The following is a 17,737-nucleotide window of genomic DNA, read 5'->3' on the forward strand; positions in this document are numbered from 1 at the left end:
CAGCACGATTACGAGATGATTATCTACAAGGATAAGGAGGGCGTGATGCGCAAGGGTTACTTCCCCAAAGCAGAGGAATCAGCAGAGATTGACCGCATCCCAGGCACTCACGCCTCATGCTCGCTGCTTGCCAATCTTGTATTCAACAAGTACCACATGAACACTCCGGTTTACCGCGAGATGGTGCGCTTGCTTAACAATAAGATGAATGTCAGCCGCAATACCGTATACAACTGGTTTGTTAAAGGATCAGAGTATCTGAATAAGGTGCTTCCAATCCTGAAGGAGAAGCTTCTGGCCAAGGGTGCTGTTGTAAACTGCGACGAGACATGGTGCAGAGTGAAGGTAGCCGGTAAGTACGGCAAGAAATACATCTGGTGCATGGTAAACAAGGAAGCTAAGATAGCTGTCTACTTCTACGATGACGGAAGCCGTGGTCGCAAGGTGCTCCGTGGATTCCTTGACAAGACCGAGATAGATGCTCTCCAGTCGGATGGATTCAATGTCTATATGTATCTGGACAAGGAACTGGTGGATGTGGATCACCTGTGCTGTCTTGCCCATGCAAGAGCCAAGTTTAAATATGCTCTTGAGCAAGGTAAGGATGAAGAAGCCGAATACTTTATCAGGAATATCGGACGGCTGTATGATTTGGAAGAACTGTATCGGATGAGGCATCTTACTCCAGAGCAGATACGGCAAGAAAGGCAAGGCGAAAAGACGATCAAAATCATCACCCAGATACGGCAGCGGTTAGATAAACTTTTGGCAGACGGAAATGGTATGAGAGGAGACCTAATGCAGAAGGCTCTTAACTATCTAAAGAGCTTCTGGGATCAACTCTTCCTATACATAAAAGATGGCCGTTATTGCATCGACAACTCACTTGCAGAACGCACGCTTCGCCCTATGACTGTAGAGCGCAAAAACTCGCTGACTTTTGGCAGCCATGCTGGTGCTAAAGTGTCAGTTATCTACCACACGTTTATCGAGACGTGTAAGATGTGTGGCGTATCAACGCTGGAGTATTTTAAGGAATTCTTCAAGGCAATCATGCAAGGAAGAACAGATTATGAAAACATGTTACCGATGACCATCGGTATTAAAAAATAATAAAGTTTAATTTGATTTAGACGCTTCAGGTAGCGATAGCTGCCCTAAAAGGCTGTTTTTAAGCCTGAACGTCAAAATTGACAGTTTACGTTACATGATCAATAATTTCATAAATGATGGAAAACAGCCCAACTATTTCGATAATAATACCAGCATATAACGCGGAGAATTATATTAAGGACTGCGTTGCGAGTATTCTATCACAAACATACTCTGACTATGAGGTTATAATTGTGGATGACGGTTCGAAAGACGCAACTGCTCAGATATGCGATGAACTTGCATTAAATGACAGTAGAGTACGAGTCTATCATCAGCCAAATGGTGGAGCAGGTGCTTCCCGTAAATTTGGAGTCAGCAAGGCTCATGGTGACTGGGTGATGTTTGTTGATAGTGACGATACAGTGACACGCACTGGCATTTCACTCCTGCTAACCCAAGCAAATGATGAAACCGACCTGATATGTGGAGCTTTAAACAAAAATGGTAGGATTTTTAAGCATCAGATTGAAGGCTTTTTGGAAAAAAGAGAATACATAGAAGCTCTACTTACGGTAAAGACAACAGATGGTCCTGTTGCAAAGTTGATTAGAAGAAACTTGTTTGAGCAAATAGCTTGGAACACCCCAAGGGAAATAACGCAAAACGAAGATATGTTGATGTTGATAGAATTGGCAACCTCAATGAACAATAAAGCCTTTCTTTCTTCTGATATAGTATGTTACAATTATATCTCTCGTACAGGGTCTAGCTCAAATGCCAAAATGAAATATGAATCCTGGCTATTACTTTTCAAAAGTATTGAGGGTTTATTATCGCCAGAGTTAATTAATAATGAAATGGTAAGCAAGGCGTTTTGTGAATATCGGTTGAAGCGTCTTTATAGAAATCTTATTCAAAGAGGCACTGTAATAAGAAAAGATGAATACGTAAGTGGTATTATAGCAGAGGCCGCAAGATTAGGTATTAACGACCCCTGTATTAAGGTTATTACAAGTATCATAAGACAACGAAAAGAATACCTGGTGGTATCCTTTTGGAATACAATCTCTAAGATAAAACAACGAATATTAAGTGTTGCGAAGTATTAATTTTATACAAATTAGATGAAGATTCTTTGGATTACTAATATCGTGTTTCCTGAGGCAAATGCTATTCTCAACGGTCAGTCTTCTTTCAAATCTTCTGGCGGTTGGATGCTTGCTGCAGCCAATTCACTTTTGGCGAAATATGACATAGAACTAATTGTTGCAACCCCATGTCAGAATGTTAATAGTCTCACAGAATTGAGGGGTAGGAAGATTCGATATTACCTATTCCCTTTAGGCAAAGGAAACCTGGAAAAGAATGATGAGTATCGTAAGTACTGGCGACAAATTTACGATGCTTTGAATCCTGATGTGGTACATATTCATGGAACTGAGTTTTCGCATGGTTTGGCATTTGTGGATGAATGTGGTGCAGATAAGGTGATAGTATCAATCCAGGGGCTAACTTCAGTTATCTATAAATACTACAATTACGGACTCAACGTGAGAACAATTTGTCAAAACCTTACGTTGGGCGATTTGTTACAAGGTGGAGGTATAATTCATGATGCCAAGCGGATGAAGAAAAGAGGCGAGTTTGAAGTCGAACTTCTGAAAAAGGTAAACCATGTAATTGGTAGGACAGATTGGGATCGTGCTCATGTGTGGGCAATCAATCCTAATGTAAAATATCATTTCTGTAATGAAACTTTAAGAGATGAATTCTATTCCGGCCGTTGGAGTTATGAAACATGTACAAAATTTTCTTTGTTTCTGAGCCAAGCTAATTATCCTATTAAAGGTTTCCATATTTTTCTAAAGGCTTTGCCACTGGTGATGAGAGAGTTCCCAGATTTAACCGTCCGTGTAGGAGGCCGGGAAATAACAAAACATGATAATACACTTCGTGGTATATATGGCTATTCTGGATATGGTCGTTTTATCAAGACTCTGATTAAGCAATTAGGTCTTGACGATAAGATAACATTTCTTGGTCCACTAAATGCGGAAGAGATGAAGCATGAATATCTAAGTTGCAATGCGTTTGTAAGTCCCTCATCTATAGAAAATAGTCCGAATTCATTGTGTGAAGCTCAGATGTTAGGTGTGCCATGTGTTGCTTCGTATGTTGGCGGAATCACCAATATCATCCCTAATCGAAATTGTGGTTATCTTTATCGTTTCGAAGAAATCGAGATGTTGGCTTATGCTATATGTGATCTTTTTAGAGCATCTCCTACCTTTAATAATACCATCATAAGGAAGGAAGCTCTACAGAGACACGACAAAGTAGCTAACTCAATTGCATTAATGAATATCTACAAGTTGCTATAATATCATTATATGGACTATTAATTCGCTGAAAAAACTTTTTGCGGTAATTATAACGTCGAAATATTTACGGTCATTAAATAGAGTATATGAATAACTTTCGAAAAATTATTAGAATAATTATACCATCTATCTGGTATTGTTATATTAGTGGTATAAGATATAGGAAAGGTTGGCAAATAAGAGGGAGGATCAGAATTATTAAGAATAATTTTTTATCAAATAAAAGAAATGGCTTATTGAAGATAGGCAAAGACTTTAAGTGCAATAATACAATAAAGAGTAACACAATCGGTGTGTTTCAACCTTGTATTTTTAATATTTCTTTCCCCAAAAGCAAAATTATTATAGGTGATAATGTTGGAATCTCTGGGAGCTCAATATGCGCATGTGAGAGTGTAATCATAGGAAATAATGTCCTTATTGGATCTGGTTGTTTGATAACGGATACGGATTCGCATCCTGTTGATTGGAATGACAGAAGGGAGAATAATAATGATAAAAAGGGCATTTCTCCAGTAAAAATTTGTGATGATGTATTCATTGGAGCTCGAAGCATAATTCTTAAAGGGGTTACTATAGGTGAACGTTCTGTGGTAGGGGCAGGCTCAGTCGTCTCGAAAGATGTCCCACCTGATTGTATTGTAGCTGGTAATCCGGCGAAGGTGGTAAGATTTTTAAAACAAGAAGACGATCATGAAAACAAGTACAGACAACCTAAAGATTTGAAATGCTAGGGGAATGATTCTATTCTAATGATATGCGTGAAATTAATAATGATGCAAAGAGCATCGGAAAATAATCAATAATTAACAGTCCAAAAATTAAATATGAGTTTAATAAGAAGAATAGGGATTCCAAGCTTGATTATTCTGCTTATGCAATTGAGTATGTACCCCTATGTGTTATATAAATTCTTTGGTTTCCCTGATGAAAGAATATTGTGTATAGCTTTTTTTGCTATTATTGCTGTGTATTGTATGTTTTTGAAACATAAGGGAAAGGGCATTCCGAATGATGTAATATTCATTATGATATTACAAAGCGCAGGGTGGTTATTTTATTTTTTATTGTTTGATGACACATCTTATTTTACAAGAATATTCTTTATATTATTGACATTTCTATCTTTATTAATGCTTAAATGGAAGGATGCTGTCTTTAAATATTTGGGCGTCTATTGTAAATTTTTAACTATACAAGGCGTTTTAGGTATAGTAGCTTTTATACTTGTATTCATAGGTATCCTCCAGCCATTTATGTCACTGGCTTCGGAAGGCGGTCTCGGTGCAATCCGCTTTTATGGAATTACATGTTCTAATGAAGTATTAGGGAATTTTATGCGTGTGGGCGGTTTTTTTGATGAACCTGGCGCATTCGCTTTTTGGGGAATGTTTGCTTTGCTGTTTAATAAGTTGACAGATGACAACAGGAGACTCGAAGTAATTCTTATTATTTCACTCTTTTTTACTTTCTCGGCAGCTTATTTTGTGCTTCTCCCGATATACTTTGCGTGTTTCTATTCTACGAAGATAAAGTCAATGATATTGGCATTTTTAATAGTTGTTCCTTTCTTGTTTGTTACTTTCAGAACTTTGTCTAGTAATTCAGACTTCATGTATTATACTGTTGAAAGGTTCTCTGGCGACCGTATCCAGTCAAAAAGATATGATCAATCAGATAATGCCGAGGCGATTTTTAGACAGTCACCTGTTTTTGGCCAAGGCGGTCGGAAATTTGAAACTATGGGCGGTAATACGATATCTGATAATCCTTACGAGATCTTGGCAAAAGATGGTGTTGTAGGTTTTGTTATAACCTATTTCCCTTTGTTATATATTGTTATTAGATACAGGAAGAAAAAGGAGGTTATGTTCGCTTCTGGTATATTATTCCTGGATTATATGCAACGACCGTTCCATATCAATGAGATGCATTATTTTATGCTATATTTGTTCTGTTTGACGGTTGTTTTGAAATATAATAAAAAAATAAGTAGATTATCGCATACGGAATCCTATGATGGTGGGTTAGAACCGATTCTCAAATTACATAATTAATAAGATGGTTAAGGTTGCAGTACTTATTACAGTTTTCAATCGTCGTGAAACAACATTAATAGGCTTGCGTTCTCTTTATGCAGCCATAGAGGAGTTGGGCGAAGATTACTCTTTTGATGTTTATTTGACTAATGATGGATGTTCTGATGGAACAGCCGATGCCGTAAGAAATGAGTTCCCGAAAGTCATAATTGTTGAAGGCAATGGAAGCCTCTTTTGGGGTGGTGGGATGAATCTCGCATGGAAGACAGCAGTTGATTCCCAAGAGGGGTATGATTATTACCTATGGTATAATGATGATTCTGATATTTTTCCTGATGCTTTGGAGATAATGTTTAAAGCCATTACGAATGGTGTAGTTGTAACAGGTGCCTTTAAAGGGCATGATGGTAACGTTTCTTACGGTGGACAAACGAAAGATGAGCAACTTATCCCACCTAACGGGCAATTGCAGGAAGTGGTGAATATGAATGGTAACCTGGTATTGATTCCAGATATTATTTATAAGCAGGTTGGTTTTATAGATAAGCATTTCTTGCATGGCGGTGGTGATTTTGATTATGGCTATAAAGTCAGGGAGAAGGGGTATAAAGTTGTGCTCACTCCCCAATATGTGGGAATTGCAGACAGGCATGGCTCTTTTGTTCCTCAATACTGTAATAAAGATATACCATTATCTAAAAGGTGGAAGATACTACATAACCCTATGAATTCACCTAAAATCCATTTCAGGTATAGCGTGAAAAGGGAAGGCATTATAAAAGCAATTGTATATTTTATAATAGGCTATGTAGGAGTGCTGTTTCCTACACTGTATGTGAAAGTGAAAACTGCCGTTAAGAAATAAGGCTTTTAATCGGGCAATTAAATAGTATAATTTATAAAGATATTATTCGTATGATAGATAATTCATTGGTATCTTGTATAATACCAACATATAAACGTTGCGATACCCTTGTAAGAGCAGTCAATAGTGTTTTGAATCAGACATATCCTAATATTGAGGTTCTCGTTGTCAATGATAATAATCCCGACGATGAATGCACAACACAAGTAAAAAAAGCATTAAAGATATATGAGGGTGATAACCGTGTCCGGCTTATCATGCAAGATAAACATATTAACGGAGCTGTCGCTCGCAATGTTGGTATTAAGGCTGCAACTGGAGATTATATAGGTTTTCTGGACGACGATGATGAGTGGGAGCCTGAAAAAGCAGAAAAACAAGTCAATTACTTGAAAAGTCATCCAGAATTTGATGCTTGTGTCTGTTTGTGCAGTTCTTTCTATAATGGAGTGAAAACGTGGGAAGGATCGCCATATACTAGTGATAACCTTCAGTTTAACGTTCTGCTGCGCCAAGTAGGAATAGGAACCCCTGCATTTTTAGGCAAAAAAGCATGTGTGATGAATACACCGATGTTTAACCCCCAACTTCTTAGACATCAAGAATTGCAGTTCTTTGTTGATTTCCTGGAGAAGTATGAGATAGGGGTACTAAACGAACATTTGGTCAAAGTTCATGGAGATGATATAACAAATCGTCCTAATTTAGAGAACATAGTCAAAAGAAAGCGTGAGTGGTTTTGTGAGATGAAGTCGGTCTTGAGTAAATACTCTATGTATAATCGTTATAGAATCAAGTGTGCTCATGTTTTTGAGGTCTTATTGGTCGCATTAAAACAAAAAAATATTCTTTATATTCTTAAATGTATATGCTATGTAAACGTATTTATACCTGCATATATCGACCTTTATAGAAGGATAAGAAGAAGAAAACATTAATAAATACAAAAGTCGAATAACTGTAATATTTTTCCTGCTTTCTCAATAATAAGGTAGATGTTTATATGGCTTTGTCAAACCTAAGATGTCAGGATTATAAGATGAATGGTGGATAGGAATAGCTGATAATGTAAAAAATATAAATTTAAAACGATGTATACAGAATTAAAGTCTTACCAAATTATCATTGCCTTGCTGAAGAAATACAATATACGACATTGTGTATTATCAGCAGGTTCCAGAAATGTGCCATTTGTGCATTCGGTGGAAGAAGACCCTTTCTTTGAGTGCTATTCGGTGGTGGACGAAAGAAGTGCGGGCTATTTTGCCCTAGGCCTGTCGCAACAGTTACATGCGCCAGTAGTGCTGTCGTGCACATCCTCGACGGCCACGTGTAATTATTGGCCACCAGTAGCAGAGGCTTTCTATCAGAGGGTTCCGCTGCTCATTATGACAAGCGATCGAGATCCTGCACAGCTTGGCCAGTGGGAAGACCAGATGATTGATCAGGTGGGAATGTACGACCGTCATGTGAAGAAATCGGTAAACCTGCCTGTAGTAAACAATAACAATGACTTCCATTTCTGCCAGCGACTGGTGAATGAAGCATTGCTTGAACTAATGCACCATGATAGCGGCCCAGTTCATATTAATATCCCGATGGTATCGTACAATGTTTCGTTCAACCAGAAGACGCTAGTTGATGCTGTGAAATATGATAGATTGGAATATGGTCGAGATTTTGCTGCTTGGGAAGATAAGAAGAAAAAGCTTAAAGAGTGTAGGCGTATTCTTGTTATCAGCGGGCAAAACAGCCATGTGCCGGAATCTCTAAAGGAGGGTATACAGAAGTTCTTCGAACAATATAACTGCTCTCTAGCTTTTGATCACTTGGCGAATATTGATAATCCCAATGCATGGAATCCATGTGTTTGTATGGATGGACGCTACGTTACGAATGCCAAGTTCAAGGAGTTAATGCCGGATATTATTATTTCCTTCGGCTATAATATGTTTTCAAGCATGAAGGAGATTTTCAGGAAGTTCACAGGCTCTTTTGATCATTGGCTTATTGATCCAGACGGAAACGTGATAGATGCATTTAAAGGGCTGACAACTATCTTTGAATGTCGTGTGGAAGAATTTTTTGATTTCATGACGAAAGATAACGAATCAAAAAATGATGGTGTCTATAATACTATGCTTACAGATTACTGCAACAGCGTTAAGTATCCTGATTTTGAGTATAGTAATATCTATGCCATAAAAAATGTGGTGGAGCGCATACCATCAGGATCAATTGTTAACATGAGTATCAACGACGCCATTAGAATTACCAATTTCTTTAAGTTGCAGCCTCATGTGAAAGCATATGCCAACATTGGTACCCATGGCATTGACGGATGTCTTTCCTCACTGCTTGGGCAGTCGATGGGAACTGATGCATTGAGCTTTATGATTATTGGCGACCTCTCTTTCTTCTACGATATGAATGCTCTTCGAATTAAGCATATTAAGAAGAACGTAAGGATATTGCTATTGAACAATCATGGTGGCGAGGAATTCTACTATAATGGCATTTGGCGTAATGAGAACAGCGACCTGCATACAACGGCCAGACATCATACGAAGGCAGAAGGTTGGGTGAAAGAGTGCGGTTTCAAGTATCTAACTGCAAATGACAAGGAAACTTTCGATGAGAACCTGCCACTGTTTATGGATGATAACTCGGAGCAGCCTATTCTTTTTGAAGTGTTTTCGGAAATGAGCGAAGATGCCAAAAAGATCTATGACTTCTATGATTTGAGTCGACCGAAAGATATCAAATCTGAGGTAATGAGGCATAGCAAGGACATTATAAGGGCCACCATTGGTTCGGATAAAGCAAAGAAAATAGCAGAAGCATTAGACATCAGATTATAAAAAGATATGGGATATAAACGTATCATTAGGAAAGTTGCACGTTTTATACTTACAGAACAACCAAATGCCCATGTAACCGTGAAAGTGGAGTCCGTAAGTAGTGGTGCCATCTTGCAAGGGAAGCGTATTGTAGTGACAGGAGGAGGTTCTGGTATAGGGCTCGCTATGGCAAAGAAATTTGTTGCAGAAGGAGCCTCGGTTGTGATTTCTGGGCGTAATGAAAACAAACTGAAGAATGCAGTTACAGCATTGGGTTTAGAAAAAGCCCATTATATAGTGTATGACGTTAGCGATGTGGACAGCTGTGCGAACTATCTTAGTCAATGCAAAGAATTATTGGGCGGTATTGATTGTTTGGTGAGCAACGCAGGTGTTAGTTTCCATGAAGGAAGTTTTGAGAATGTTACGGTTGATGATTTTGACAAGCAGTTCAACATCAATTATAGAGGTAATTATTTTCTTTGTAAAGCATTTCTCGAAATGAAGGAGGGGGAAGCGAATGTGGAAGGAGCACAGTTGCTGCTAATTACGTCTGAGACAGGAGATATCTGTTACGACATTCCGTATGGTATGACCAAAGCTGGGCTAAATAGTCTGGTAAGGGCTCTTTCCAGAAGAGTTTATAAGAAAGGTGTCCGAGTTAATGGTATTGCGCCAGGGGTGACACAGAGCGACATGACCAAAGATTATGCTGAGGCATCGGATGGCAATTTGTATATGGATAATGCATCAGGCAGAATTTTCTTGCCTGAGGAGGTGGCAGAAGTGGCTTGCTTCTTACTGAGTGATGCCAGTAAATGTATCTCAGGCGAGATAATTCATACTAATGCCGGAAATCATCTGAAACCACATTTTACAGATTAATAATGAAGATAGGTATCTTATCTATGCAGCATGTAAGGAACTATGGTTCGTTCCTGCAGGCGTATGCATTAAAAGCTACATTGGAATCTTTCGGGCATCAGTGTGAATTCATTGACATAGAACCAGGCCCTCAACTGCCCGGGTTGGAGAGAAACTTGAAGTATCTTGTTGGTATGGCCATAAAACGCTATTTCAACTGGAATGCTATTGTTTCTTCTTTGGGAAGAATGAAATACCAGAAGTTGTATTATGAACGTTTTGATAAAGAGTACTTGCCAGAACTTGGTGTTCATAAGCATACGTTCAATGAATATGACCTTGTTGTGATAGGTAGTGATGAGGTGTTTAACTTCAACCAACATGGCAGTTATGGCTTCACCACTCAGTTGTATGGCGATGTGAAAAATGCCAAAAAGGTGGTTTCGTATGCTGGTTCTTTTGGTACTACTACAATTGAGGTCGTTGATAAATTTGGAGTTAGGGATGTTCTAGCGAACGCAATGAGTAAAATGTCGGCTATCTCAGTTAGAGATGATAACTCCTTCAAAGTGGTTAAGAGTTTACTTGGTAGGGAGCCATCATATAATGTTGATCCAGTACTGATGTTTGACTATCAGAAGTATGCCAAGGTGCCCAAGGAAAAGGATTATATCATTGTATATTCATATCCAAATCGTATTAAGGGTAAGGAAGAGATTGAGGCCATCAAGCGGTTTGCTAAAGAAAAGGGAAAGAAATTAATATCGATATGTTTCTATTTCCCGTGGTGTGATGAGACAGTAATCCCACATCCTTTCGAGGTTCTTGGATATATGAAGAATGCAAGTTACATCATCACGGATACCTTCCATGGCTGTGTGATGTCAATCAAGTTCAATAAGCAGTTTGTAGCTCTGGTACGTGATAGCAATAAGCAGAAGATGAGTTCTCTTCTGAACCAGTTTGGATTAGGCGGCAGAATGTGTGAAGAGTTTGGTGATTTGAGAGATAGAATGGAGAAGGTGATTGATTATGCACCAGTAAATGAACAAATAGCCAAGGAAGCAGAAAAAAGCAAACAATATCTGCAGTCTTGTCTGGATTAAAAAATACCAATGGAGAAATTTAGCGTTTGTACATCAGTATATAAAAACGATAAACCGGAGTACGTTAGGGTGGCACTTGACAGTATGTTGGTGAATCAGAGTGTGAAACCTAATGAGATAGTATTGGTACAGGATGGCTCTGTACCTGAAGGGTTACAGCAGGTGTTGCATGAATATGAAAGCAAATACCCAGATGTGATGAACGTCATTCGATTAGAAAAGAATGGCGGTCTTGGCAATGCTCTGAAACTTGGAGTAGAGAATGCCAAGTATGATATTTGCGCCCGTATGGATAGCGATGATATTTGCTTGTATGACCGTTTTGAGAAACAACTTGCTTATCTCGAAGCACATCCTGAGTGCGATATTGTTGGTGGTCAAATGACAGAGTTTATTGATTCGCCTGATAATATCGTCGGTAGGCGTGAGGTGCCTCTTTCGAATGATGAGATTTATGAATTCATGAAGAGCCGTTGTGCTTTGAATCATGTAACTGTAATGTTCCGTAAACAGGCAGTTCTAAAGGCTGGTAATTATCAGGACTGGTTCTGGAATGAGGACTACTATTTGTGGGTTCGCATGATGATGGCGAAGTGTCAATTCGCCAATATTCCTGATGTGGCTGTAAATGTGCGTAGTGGTGCAGACCAATATGCCAGACGTGGTGGCAAGAAATATTTTGATAGCGAAATTGGCATCAAGAAATTGATGCTGGAGAAGGGCATGATAACCCGCAAGGAATATATCGTAAACTATATCCAGCGTTTCATCATTCAGTTAATGCTTCCGAATAGTGTTCGAGGTTGGGTATTTAGAACTTTTGCAAGGAAGAATGCATAATGTCGTATTCTGTTAGTAGAAATGGAAAAACTATTCGAGATACTTCGCTGTGCATTATCAAACCAGCCATATACTAGTTCTTTATCTGCTAGTGAATTCCGTGAGGTTTTAAAGCAGGCGGAAAAGCAGGCTGTTTTCGGGATTGTATTTGATGCAATTAAGGGTATCAAGGTCAATGGCGTTGATAGAATTGCTATCTGTGAGGCAGTAGGGCTGTCAGAGCAGATCAAGCAGCAGAACAGAATTGTAAACCAACGGGCTGAGATGCTTTCTGGAATTTTATCTCATTGGAATTGTAAAACTTGTGTATTGAAAGGACAAGGTGTTGCACAGCTATATCCAGAACCATTACTTAGGCAGAGTGGTGATATTGATATATGGGTGGATGGAACACAGAAAGACACAGTTACAAAACTAAGAAATAACTATATTGGTATTCGAAATATAGACTATGTCCATTCTGGATGTGCTTTTTTTGATGACGTTGAAGTAGAGGTGCATTTCAGACCATCATGGATGTATAATCCGTTTAAGAACAAAAAGCTCCAAAAGTTCTTCAAAGAAAATGCCAAGGAACAATTTGGGAATGTGGATGCAAATGTGGGTTTTACTTATCCGACAATTCAATTTAACTTAGTTTATTCTCTAATACATATAAACCGTCACATATTCGAAGAAGGAATAGGACTTAGGCAACTCTGTGATTATTACTACATTCTCAGGCATTCTACAAAAGAAGAACGTGATAAAGCTTTAGCTGTGATGATTGATTTGGGCCTGCGAAAATTTGTTGGAGCAATAATGTATATTGAGGATGTGGTTTTGGGCATTGATAAAAAGATGATGCTTTGCCAGCCCAATGAAGAAGGGGGGCGCTTCTTGTTGGAAGAGATAATGAGGGGTGGCAACTTCGGTCATTATGATGAGCGAAATCGGTTCTATTCCGCAAATGATCGCTTTAGGCGTGGACTGTTCACGTTAAGGAGAAATTTGCGATACCTCAGGCATTATCCCAGCGAAGTGCTTTGGAAACCACTTTGGCAAATATGGCATTGGTGCTGGAGGAAATGCAAAGGGTATCTTTGATTAGTTGATAGTTAAGAGATTATAGTTAATAGTGATCAATGAAGCACATAGATAAACAGTTGTTAGATGACGTGAGTAGACAGGCTCAAAAGTCAGACAGGCTGAGGATGAACTATAACTTTCATCAGAGTCTTGATGAGAAGTGCCATCGCTTTTTGAATGCCGTGGAACCAGGAACGAAGGTTGAGATACATCGTCATCCGACGAAAGATGAGTCGTTTGTGCTACTTCGTGGTAGAGTTAGAGTGAATACCTACAATGATGATGGTTCTGTGGATGAGAGTGTAGTCCTTTGTCCAGAGGAAGGACTCTATGGAGTAGATATCCCCAAGAATATCTGGCACAATGTGGAAAGCTTGGAGTCTGGGAGCGTGTTCTTTGAATGCAAAGAAGGCCCGTTTGTGCCGCATGAGGTTGAGAGATTATTACATTTGTCAGATAAAGGATAAAAGTTTAGGATATGTTACTAAAATACTTATTTGATAGGGTAGTGGCATTTTTAGGACTGGCAGTGTTATGGCCAGTTCTTGTTATTGTGGCTATTCTGGTAAAAGTGAAGATGCCTGGAGGCCCTGCGTTCTTTGTGCAGAAGAGAGTTGGAAAGGATGGTAAGTTGTTTGACTGCCATAAGTTCCGCACGATGACGGTGAAGCATAACGGCAGCACGGTGAGTGTGGCTGGGGATAGCCGTATTACTCCTCTGGGCGCTAAGCTGAGGCACTGGAAACTGGACGAGCTGCCTGGACTATGGGATGTACTGATTGGCAAAATGAATGGCAGGGGGACAGGTCATTGACATCAGATAGATAAAGGGTACAAGTTTAATGTTATCAAAATCACAAATACAAATATATGCCAAGGCAGTCGCGTAAAGTCTCTGGAACAGGTATCCACCATGTGATGATGCGAGGGATAAATCATCAGAATATTCTTGAAGATCCAGAGGACTATTATCAATTTATTGCGACTCTTGATAGGATGCGTGTCCGTTATGATTATGAGGGCTCTCCTGTAGGAAGCAATTGCACCTATTACGCATACTGTCTAATGTCTAATCACTTCCATTTACTGATTCGTGAGCGAGAAGAAAGCGTAGGTGAAACCATCAAACGTATTGCTAGCTCTTACGTGTACTATTATAATAGGAAGTATGGTCGCGATGGTCATCTGTTTAAAGAGCGCTTCAAGTCAGAGCCAGTAAATGATATGTCTTACTTCACTACCTTGATGCGCTATATCCATCAAAATCCAGTGAAGGCAGGTGTCGTTGAACACGTCAAAGACTATGAATACAGTAGCTGGGGTGAGTATGATGGGACTGTTGAACCAGTCTTTCAGATTTGCCATACGCAGGTGGTCTTGAATCGTATTCCCTTCACAGAGCTTGATGCCTGGGTAAATGAACCTTTGTCTGATGACGTTCATTGTTTGGATATTGAGGATGCCTCCCGAAAAAGACCTTCTGATGACCAGGTGTGGCAAATGATTATAGAGAAATCTGGCGTAACGAATGCCTCTGCTTTTCAGCAGTTGAACGAAGAGGTAAAGAGAGGTGTGCTGAGAGTCTTAAAGGAACAAGGCGCATCTCATCGACAGTTAGAACGATTGACGGGAATAGGACGCGGAATAATACAGAAGTTATAAAATGGTGTCGATGACCTGTCCCTGTGGCACTTGTCCCTGTGGCACCCAGACCAGGCATATTACTTGACAGAAAAAGGGTTGCAATTGTGGTCGGAACTAAAATAATTGAAAACTATGATATTGAAATTTTTGTTTGACAGGGTGGTAGCCCTGATAGGATTGCTGGTGCTGTGGCCGGTGCTGCTGATAGTGGCCATTATGGTGAAGGTGAAAATGCCGGGCGGACCTGCATTCTTTGTTCAGAAGAGAGTAGGCAAAGATGGCAAATTATTCGACTGCCACAAATTCCGCACGATGACAGTGAAGCACAATGGCAGCACGGTGAGTGTTGCAGGGGATAGCCGCATCACGCCCCTTGGCGCAAAGCTTCGGCACTGGAAACTGGACGAGCTGCCTGGGCTATGGGATGTCCTGATTGGCAATATGAGTTTTGTTGGGCCAAGACCGGATGTGCCTGGGTATGCAGATAAATTGCAAGGTGATGACAGGGATGTGCTGAAGCTTCGTCCAGGTATCACTGGACCGGCTACACTTAAATATCGTTTGGAGGACGAGCTGCTAGCAGATGTTAGAAGGCTGATGTCTGAGGGCAGATGTCTTCCACAGGAGCAGATTGACAAGATGCCCGACCAAGAACTGGCGGTATGGTATAATGACAATGTGATTTATCCCGACAAGGTGCGTCTGAACTGCTATTACTACAGACACTATTCCTTTATCAAGGATATACAGATGATACTCTGTACGGTTTTAGGTCGGAATATGACCTATAATGGTGAGATAATCTAGGAATCGCTTCGCGAGAAATCCATCAAAAATCTAATTCAAAATCTAACAAAAATCTGAATAGTGAAAGGTAAAAGGAAAAATAGGATTATCATGGAAGTAGAAAATATAAGTGATGTAGTCTCTGAATTAATTGTAAATCCTGAGTTAAGCAAACTAAGTCCACTGAAAGGAAAAGTATTTTGGAAGAATCAGCTGAAGGCTGCATTAAACCTTATTCCATACGTAGGAGGAGCCTTGTCACAGGAACTTCAAAACTATGAAGATTACAAGCTCAATGAGTTTTTTAGAAAGTTTACCTCGTTTATACTTGAATTGTCAGATGTTAGTGTCGAAGATCGAGTGACGTTTTCTGAGGAGGTTCAAAAGAAGGCTGAGGATTTGTCCGGAAATGTTATTTTGGGAATGGTTGACAGATTGGACAATATTAATAAAGAGAAAATTTTAGCCAATCTTACAAAGGCAAGGATTCATGGATTTATCAGTATTGAAGATTTTTTTAGGTTGTCAACAATGCTGGAGAGAATACCGTATGTTGATATGGCACTATTGCCTCGTTATAAGAATCCATATTACGATGAGAGCGGCGATTCGGAGCTTCTTTATGCAACTGGAGCCCTAATGTTGGCTTCAATAGATGAAAAAGAAGGTAATAAATATATATTATCTATATTGGGAGAAAAGATGATGACATGGGGAACCCAGAATTCAATAGAGGTTAAAAGGTCTTCTGGCACTCAAGTTCAAGGCTTTTTGGAGTCTATCAGCGAGGAAGAATTTAATTCAATATTTGATTGATTTTCTGCAGTGACAGGGGGGCAGGTTCCTCGTCACGCGGATAAACCTTTCCCAAGGACTTTCATCATGAAGGATGAGGCTGCCTTGTTGATGCCTCGCCTGTTGTCGGAGGGTATTCATACGCAGATATATGAGCAGTACAAGCAGATCTGTGAGGTGACTAAGAAGCTCAATGAGTTTCTTGACAATTTGGACAATAACAACGAGAAGCTTTTGGATTTGTGATGGTGTGACTGTGTTAGAGGACGTAAATTATACCTTTACGGGTATAATTTTAATAAAAATACTTAAAAATATACCCGATATGATATAATTTCATGTGGTATTATGTATTTTTGTACCCGAAAAGGTATAATAGAGTATGGCTTTATCGGAATATTTAAAGGAAAAACGTAAGAAATACGGGCTCTCGCAGGTGGAAATGGCTGAGAGGGCCGGTGTGGGGCTCAGGTTCGTTCGGGACCTGGAACAAGGTAAGCAGACATTACGAATGGACAAGGTTAACGATGTGCTGGCTTTGTTTGGAGAGTGTTTGGGACCTGTAAAGACTAAATAAAGTATGAAGCAGGCTGGTATCTATGTGAATGATGTTTTCTGTGGCATCCTGAGAGAAGACGAAGAGGGATTCCACTTTGCTTATGATGAGGACTATCTTACACGTAAGGATTCTGTCGCGGTGAGCCCAACAATGCCATTGACGGAACATCGGTATGACAAGGAGATGATGTTTCCAGTATTTGATGGACTGATTCCTGAAGGATGGCTGCTGGATATTGCATCGGCTTCGTGGAAAATTGATCGGCGTGACAGGATGTCGCTATTGATGGCTTGTTGCAAGGATTGTATTGGAAACATCAGCGTAAAACCATTAAGTGATGAGTAAGTGTTTGTATTGTTACCAGGAACTAGAAGAGGGACTGACAGACTTTCACCCAGAATGTGCGCGAAAAATGTTCGGTAGCGACAAGGTTCCTGTGCTGCCATACACGCGAGATAATATGTCGGAATTGGCTAGGAGGGTAATTCGCTCCAGTGCATCAGTTACGGGCGTACAGGCGAAAATGTCACTGGACGTAAATCGTGGCGGTAAGCATGAACCGTCAAAATTTACTATCGTAGGACTTTGGGGTAAGTATATCTTTAAGCCGCAAAGTGTGAAGTATCCCTGTTTGCCGGAATTGGAAGACCTGACAATGAAGATGGCTGAGGCTGCTCGCATTCGTACTGCTAAGCATTCTCTCATCAGACTGGCTGATGGTGAGTTGGGGTATCTGACCTTAAGGATGGATCGCGGACGGAAGGGGGAGAAGATCTCGATGCTGGATATGTGTCAGTTAACTAATAGACTTACAGAGCATAAGTATTATGGTACCTATCCTCAGTTGGCTGATGT

20 protein-coding genes and 1 pseudogene are annotated in these 17,737 nt (G+C 39.8%); all 21 read left to right on the top strand.

Going from position 1 to position 17,737, the window contains the following annotated elements:
• A partial coding sequence (gene tnpC, locus T433_RS0112370) for an IS66 family transposase (RefSeq protein WP_027456018.1) occupies window positions 1–1,113 on the top strand: 1,113 nt, incomplete at its 5' end.
• 113 nt (window positions 1,114–1,226) lie between these two features.
• Window positions 1,227–2,204, top strand: a complete 978-nt coding sequence (locus T433_RS16010; RefSeq protein WP_052357121.1) for a glycosyltransferase family 2 protein — start codon at window positions 1,227–1,229, stop codon at window positions 2,202–2,204.
• Window positions 2,205–2,219: 15 nt separating this feature from the next.
• Complete coding sequence (locus tag T433_RS0112380) at window positions 2,220–3,476, top strand: glycosyltransferase family 4 protein (RefSeq protein ID WP_027456019.1); 1,257 nt, start codon at window positions 2,220–2,222, stop codon at window positions 3,474–3,476.
• Between the two features lie 86 nt (window positions 3,477–3,562).
• Entirely contained in the window at window positions 3,563–4,210 is a 648-nt protein-coding gene (locus T433_RS16950; RefSeq protein ID WP_052357122.1) for an acyltransferase, read from the top strand.
• Between the two features lie 93 nt (window positions 4,211–4,303).
• Window positions 4,304–5,533 (top strand): O-antigen ligase family protein, encoded by a 1,230-nt coding sequence (locus T433_RS0112390; RefSeq protein WP_155808509.1) that lies wholly within the window; start codon window positions 4,304–4,306, stop codon window positions 5,531–5,533.
• A 4-nt stretch (window positions 5,534–5,537) separates the two neighbouring features.
• Window positions 5,538–6,380 (top strand): glycosyltransferase family 2 protein, encoded by an 843-nt coding sequence (locus T433_RS0112395; RefSeq protein ID WP_027456021.1) that lies wholly within the window; start codon window positions 5,538–5,540, stop codon window positions 6,378–6,380.
• A 50-nt stretch (window positions 6,381–6,430) separates the two neighbouring features.
• Window positions 6,431–7,318, top strand: coding sequence for a glycosyltransferase family 2 protein (locus T433_RS16015; RefSeq protein WP_081778494.1), 888 nt, complete (start codon window positions 6,431–6,433; stop codon window positions 7,316–7,318).
• A gap of 153 nt (window positions 7,319–7,471) precedes the next feature.
• The gene (menD, locus tag T433_RS0112405) at window positions 7,472–9,241 is read left to right on the top strand and encodes a 2-succinyl-5-enolpyruvyl-6-hydroxy-3-cyclohexene-1-carboxylic-acid synthase (protein ID WP_027456022.1); all 1,770 of its coding nucleotides are present in this window, start codon (window positions 7,472–7,474) and stop codon (window positions 9,239–9,241) included.
• Between the two features lie 6 nt (window positions 9,242–9,247).
• On the top strand, window positions 9,248–10,105 hold the full coding sequence (locus T433_RS0112410) for an SDR family NAD(P)-dependent oxidoreductase (protein WP_027456023.1): 858 nt from the start codon (window positions 9,248–9,250) through the stop codon (window positions 10,103–10,105).
• Between the two features lie 2 nt (window positions 10,106–10,107).
• Entirely contained in the window at window positions 10,108–11,190 is a 1,083-nt protein-coding gene (locus tag T433_RS0112415; protein WP_027456024.1) for a polysaccharide pyruvyl transferase family protein, read from the top strand.
• Window positions 11,191–11,199: 9 nt separating this feature from the next.
• Window positions 11,200–12,030: a glycosyltransferase gene (locus T433_RS0112420; RefSeq protein WP_027456025.1), complete on the top strand. Its 831-nt coding sequence runs from the start codon at window positions 11,200–11,202 to the stop codon at window positions 12,028–12,030.
• A gap of 21 nt (window positions 12,031–12,051) precedes the next feature.
• On the top strand, window positions 12,052–13,116 hold the full coding sequence (locus tag T433_RS0112425; RefSeq protein WP_027456026.1) for a nucleotidyltransferase family protein: 1,065 nt from the start codon (window positions 12,052–12,054) through the stop codon (window positions 13,114–13,116).
• A gap of 38 nt (window positions 13,117–13,154) precedes the next feature.
• On the top strand, window positions 13,155–13,565 hold the full coding sequence (locus tag T433_RS0112430) for a WbuC family cupin fold metalloprotein (RefSeq protein ID WP_027456027.1): 411 nt from the start codon (window positions 13,155–13,157) through the stop codon (window positions 13,563–13,565).
• Window positions 13,566–13,576: 11 nt separating this feature from the next.
• Window positions 13,577–13,891, top strand: a pseudogene (locus T433_RS15460) (sugar transferase); the annotation flags it as partial.
• A 77-nt stretch (window positions 13,892–13,968) separates the two neighbouring features.
• A complete protein-coding gene (locus T433_RS0112440) occupies window positions 13,969–14,760 on the top strand; it encodes a transposase (RefSeq protein ID WP_027456028.1) in 792 nt (263 codons plus the stop codon).
• A 114-nt stretch (window positions 14,761–14,874) separates the two neighbouring features.
• Entirely contained in the window at window positions 14,875–15,549 is a 675-nt protein-coding gene (locus T433_RS0112445) for a sugar transferase (RefSeq protein ID WP_027456029.1), read from the top strand.
• A gap of 90 nt (window positions 15,550–15,639) precedes the next feature.
• On the top strand, window positions 15,640–16,344 hold the full coding sequence (locus T433_RS0112450) for a hypothetical protein (RefSeq protein ID WP_155808510.1): 705 nt from the start codon (window positions 15,640–15,642) through the stop codon (window positions 16,342–16,344).
• A 66-nt stretch (window positions 16,345–16,410) separates the two neighbouring features.
• Complete coding sequence (locus tag T433_RS16575) at window positions 16,411–16,569, top strand: hypothetical protein (protein ID WP_155808511.1); 159 nt, start codon at window positions 16,411–16,413, stop codon at window positions 16,567–16,569.
• Window positions 16,570–16,705: 136 nt separating this feature from the next.
• Window positions 16,706–16,900: a helix-turn-helix transcriptional regulator gene (locus T433_RS0112460; protein WP_027456031.1), complete on the top strand. Its 195-nt coding sequence runs from the start codon at window positions 16,706–16,708 to the stop codon at window positions 16,898–16,900.
• 3 nt (window positions 16,901–16,903) lie between these two features.
• Window positions 16,904–17,227: a HipA N-terminal domain-containing protein gene (locus T433_RS0112465; protein ID WP_027456032.1), complete on the top strand. Its 324-nt coding sequence runs from the start codon at window positions 16,904–16,906 to the stop codon at window positions 17,225–17,227.
• The coding region (locus T433_RS0112470; RefSeq protein ID WP_027456033.1) for a HipA domain-containing protein at window positions 17,220–17,737 on the top strand (518 nt) is incomplete at its 3' end. The genes T433_RS0112465 and T433_RS0112470, both read left to right, overlap by 8 nt.

Origin of the sequence: Xylanibacter brevis ATCC 19188 (genome assembly GCF_000621725.1) — a bacterium.
GTDB lineage: Bacteria > Bacteroidota > Bacteroidia > Bacteroidales > Bacteroidaceae > Prevotella > Prevotella brevis.

What these genes read in the sequence shown, in the direction of transcription:
- T433_RS16010 (WP_052357121.1), top strand. Translation starts at nt 1,227, where the DNA reads ATGATGGAAAACAGCCCAACTATTTCGATAATAATACCAGCATATAAC.
- T433_RS0112380 (WP_027456019.1), top strand. Translation starts at nt 2,220, where the DNA reads ATGAAGATTCTTTGGATTACTAATATCGTGTTTCCTGAGGCAAATGCT.
- T433_RS16950 (WP_052357122.1), top strand. Translation starts at nt 3,563, where the DNA reads ATGAATAACTTTCGAAAAATTATTAGAATAATTATACCATCTATCTGG.
- T433_RS0112390 (WP_155808509.1), top strand. Translation starts at nt 4,304, where the DNA reads ATGAGTTTAATAAGAAGAATAGGGATTCCAAGCTTGATTATTCTGCTT.
- T433_RS0112395 (WP_027456021.1), top strand. Translation starts at nt 5,538, where the DNA reads ATGGTTAAGGTTGCAGTACTTATTACAGTTTTCAATCGTCGTGAAACA.
- T433_RS16015 (WP_081778494.1), top strand. Translation starts at nt 6,431, where the DNA reads ATGATAGATAATTCATTGGTATCTTGTATAATACCAACATATAAACGT.
- menD (WP_027456022.1), top strand. Translation starts at nt 7,472, where the DNA reads ATGTATACAGAATTAAAGTCTTACCAAATTATCATTGCCTTGCTGAAG.
- T433_RS0112410 (WP_027456023.1), top strand. Translation starts at nt 9,248, where the DNA reads ATGGGATATAAACGTATCATTAGGAAAGTTGCACGTTTTATACTTACA.
- T433_RS0112415 (WP_027456024.1), top strand. Translation starts at nt 10,108, where the DNA reads ATGAAGATAGGTATCTTATCTATGCAGCATGTAAGGAACTATGGTTCG.
- T433_RS0112420 (WP_027456025.1), top strand. Translation starts at nt 11,200, where the DNA reads ATGGAGAAATTTAGCGTTTGTACATCAGTATATAAAAACGATAAACCG.
- T433_RS0112425 (WP_027456026.1), top strand. Translation starts at nt 12,052, where the DNA reads ATGGAAAAACTATTCGAGATACTTCGCTGTGCATTATCAAACCAGCCA.
- T433_RS0112430 (WP_027456027.1), top strand. Translation starts at nt 13,155, where the DNA reads ATGAAGCACATAGATAAACAGTTGTTAGATGACGTGAGTAGACAGGCT.
- T433_RS0112440 (WP_027456028.1), top strand. Translation starts at nt 13,969, where the DNA reads ATGCCAAGGCAGTCGCGTAAAGTCTCTGGAACAGGTATCCACCATGTG.
- T433_RS0112445 (WP_027456029.1), top strand. Translation starts at nt 14,875, where the DNA reads ATGATATTGAAATTTTTGTTTGACAGGGTGGTAGCCCTGATAGGATTG.
- T433_RS0112450 (WP_155808510.1), top strand. Translation starts at nt 15,640, where the DNA reads ATGGAAGTAGAAAATATAAGTGATGTAGTCTCTGAATTAATTGTAAAT.
- T433_RS16575 (WP_155808511.1), top strand. Translation starts at nt 16,411, where the DNA reads ATGAAGGATGAGGCTGCCTTGTTGATGCCTCGCCTGTTGTCGGAGGGT.
- T433_RS0112460 (WP_027456031.1), top strand. Translation starts at nt 16,706, where the DNA reads ATGGCTTTATCGGAATATTTAAAGGAAAAACGTAAGAAATACGGGCTC.
- T433_RS0112465 (WP_027456032.1), top strand. Translation starts at nt 16,904, where the DNA reads ATGAAGCAGGCTGGTATCTATGTGAATGATGTTTTCTGTGGCATCCTG.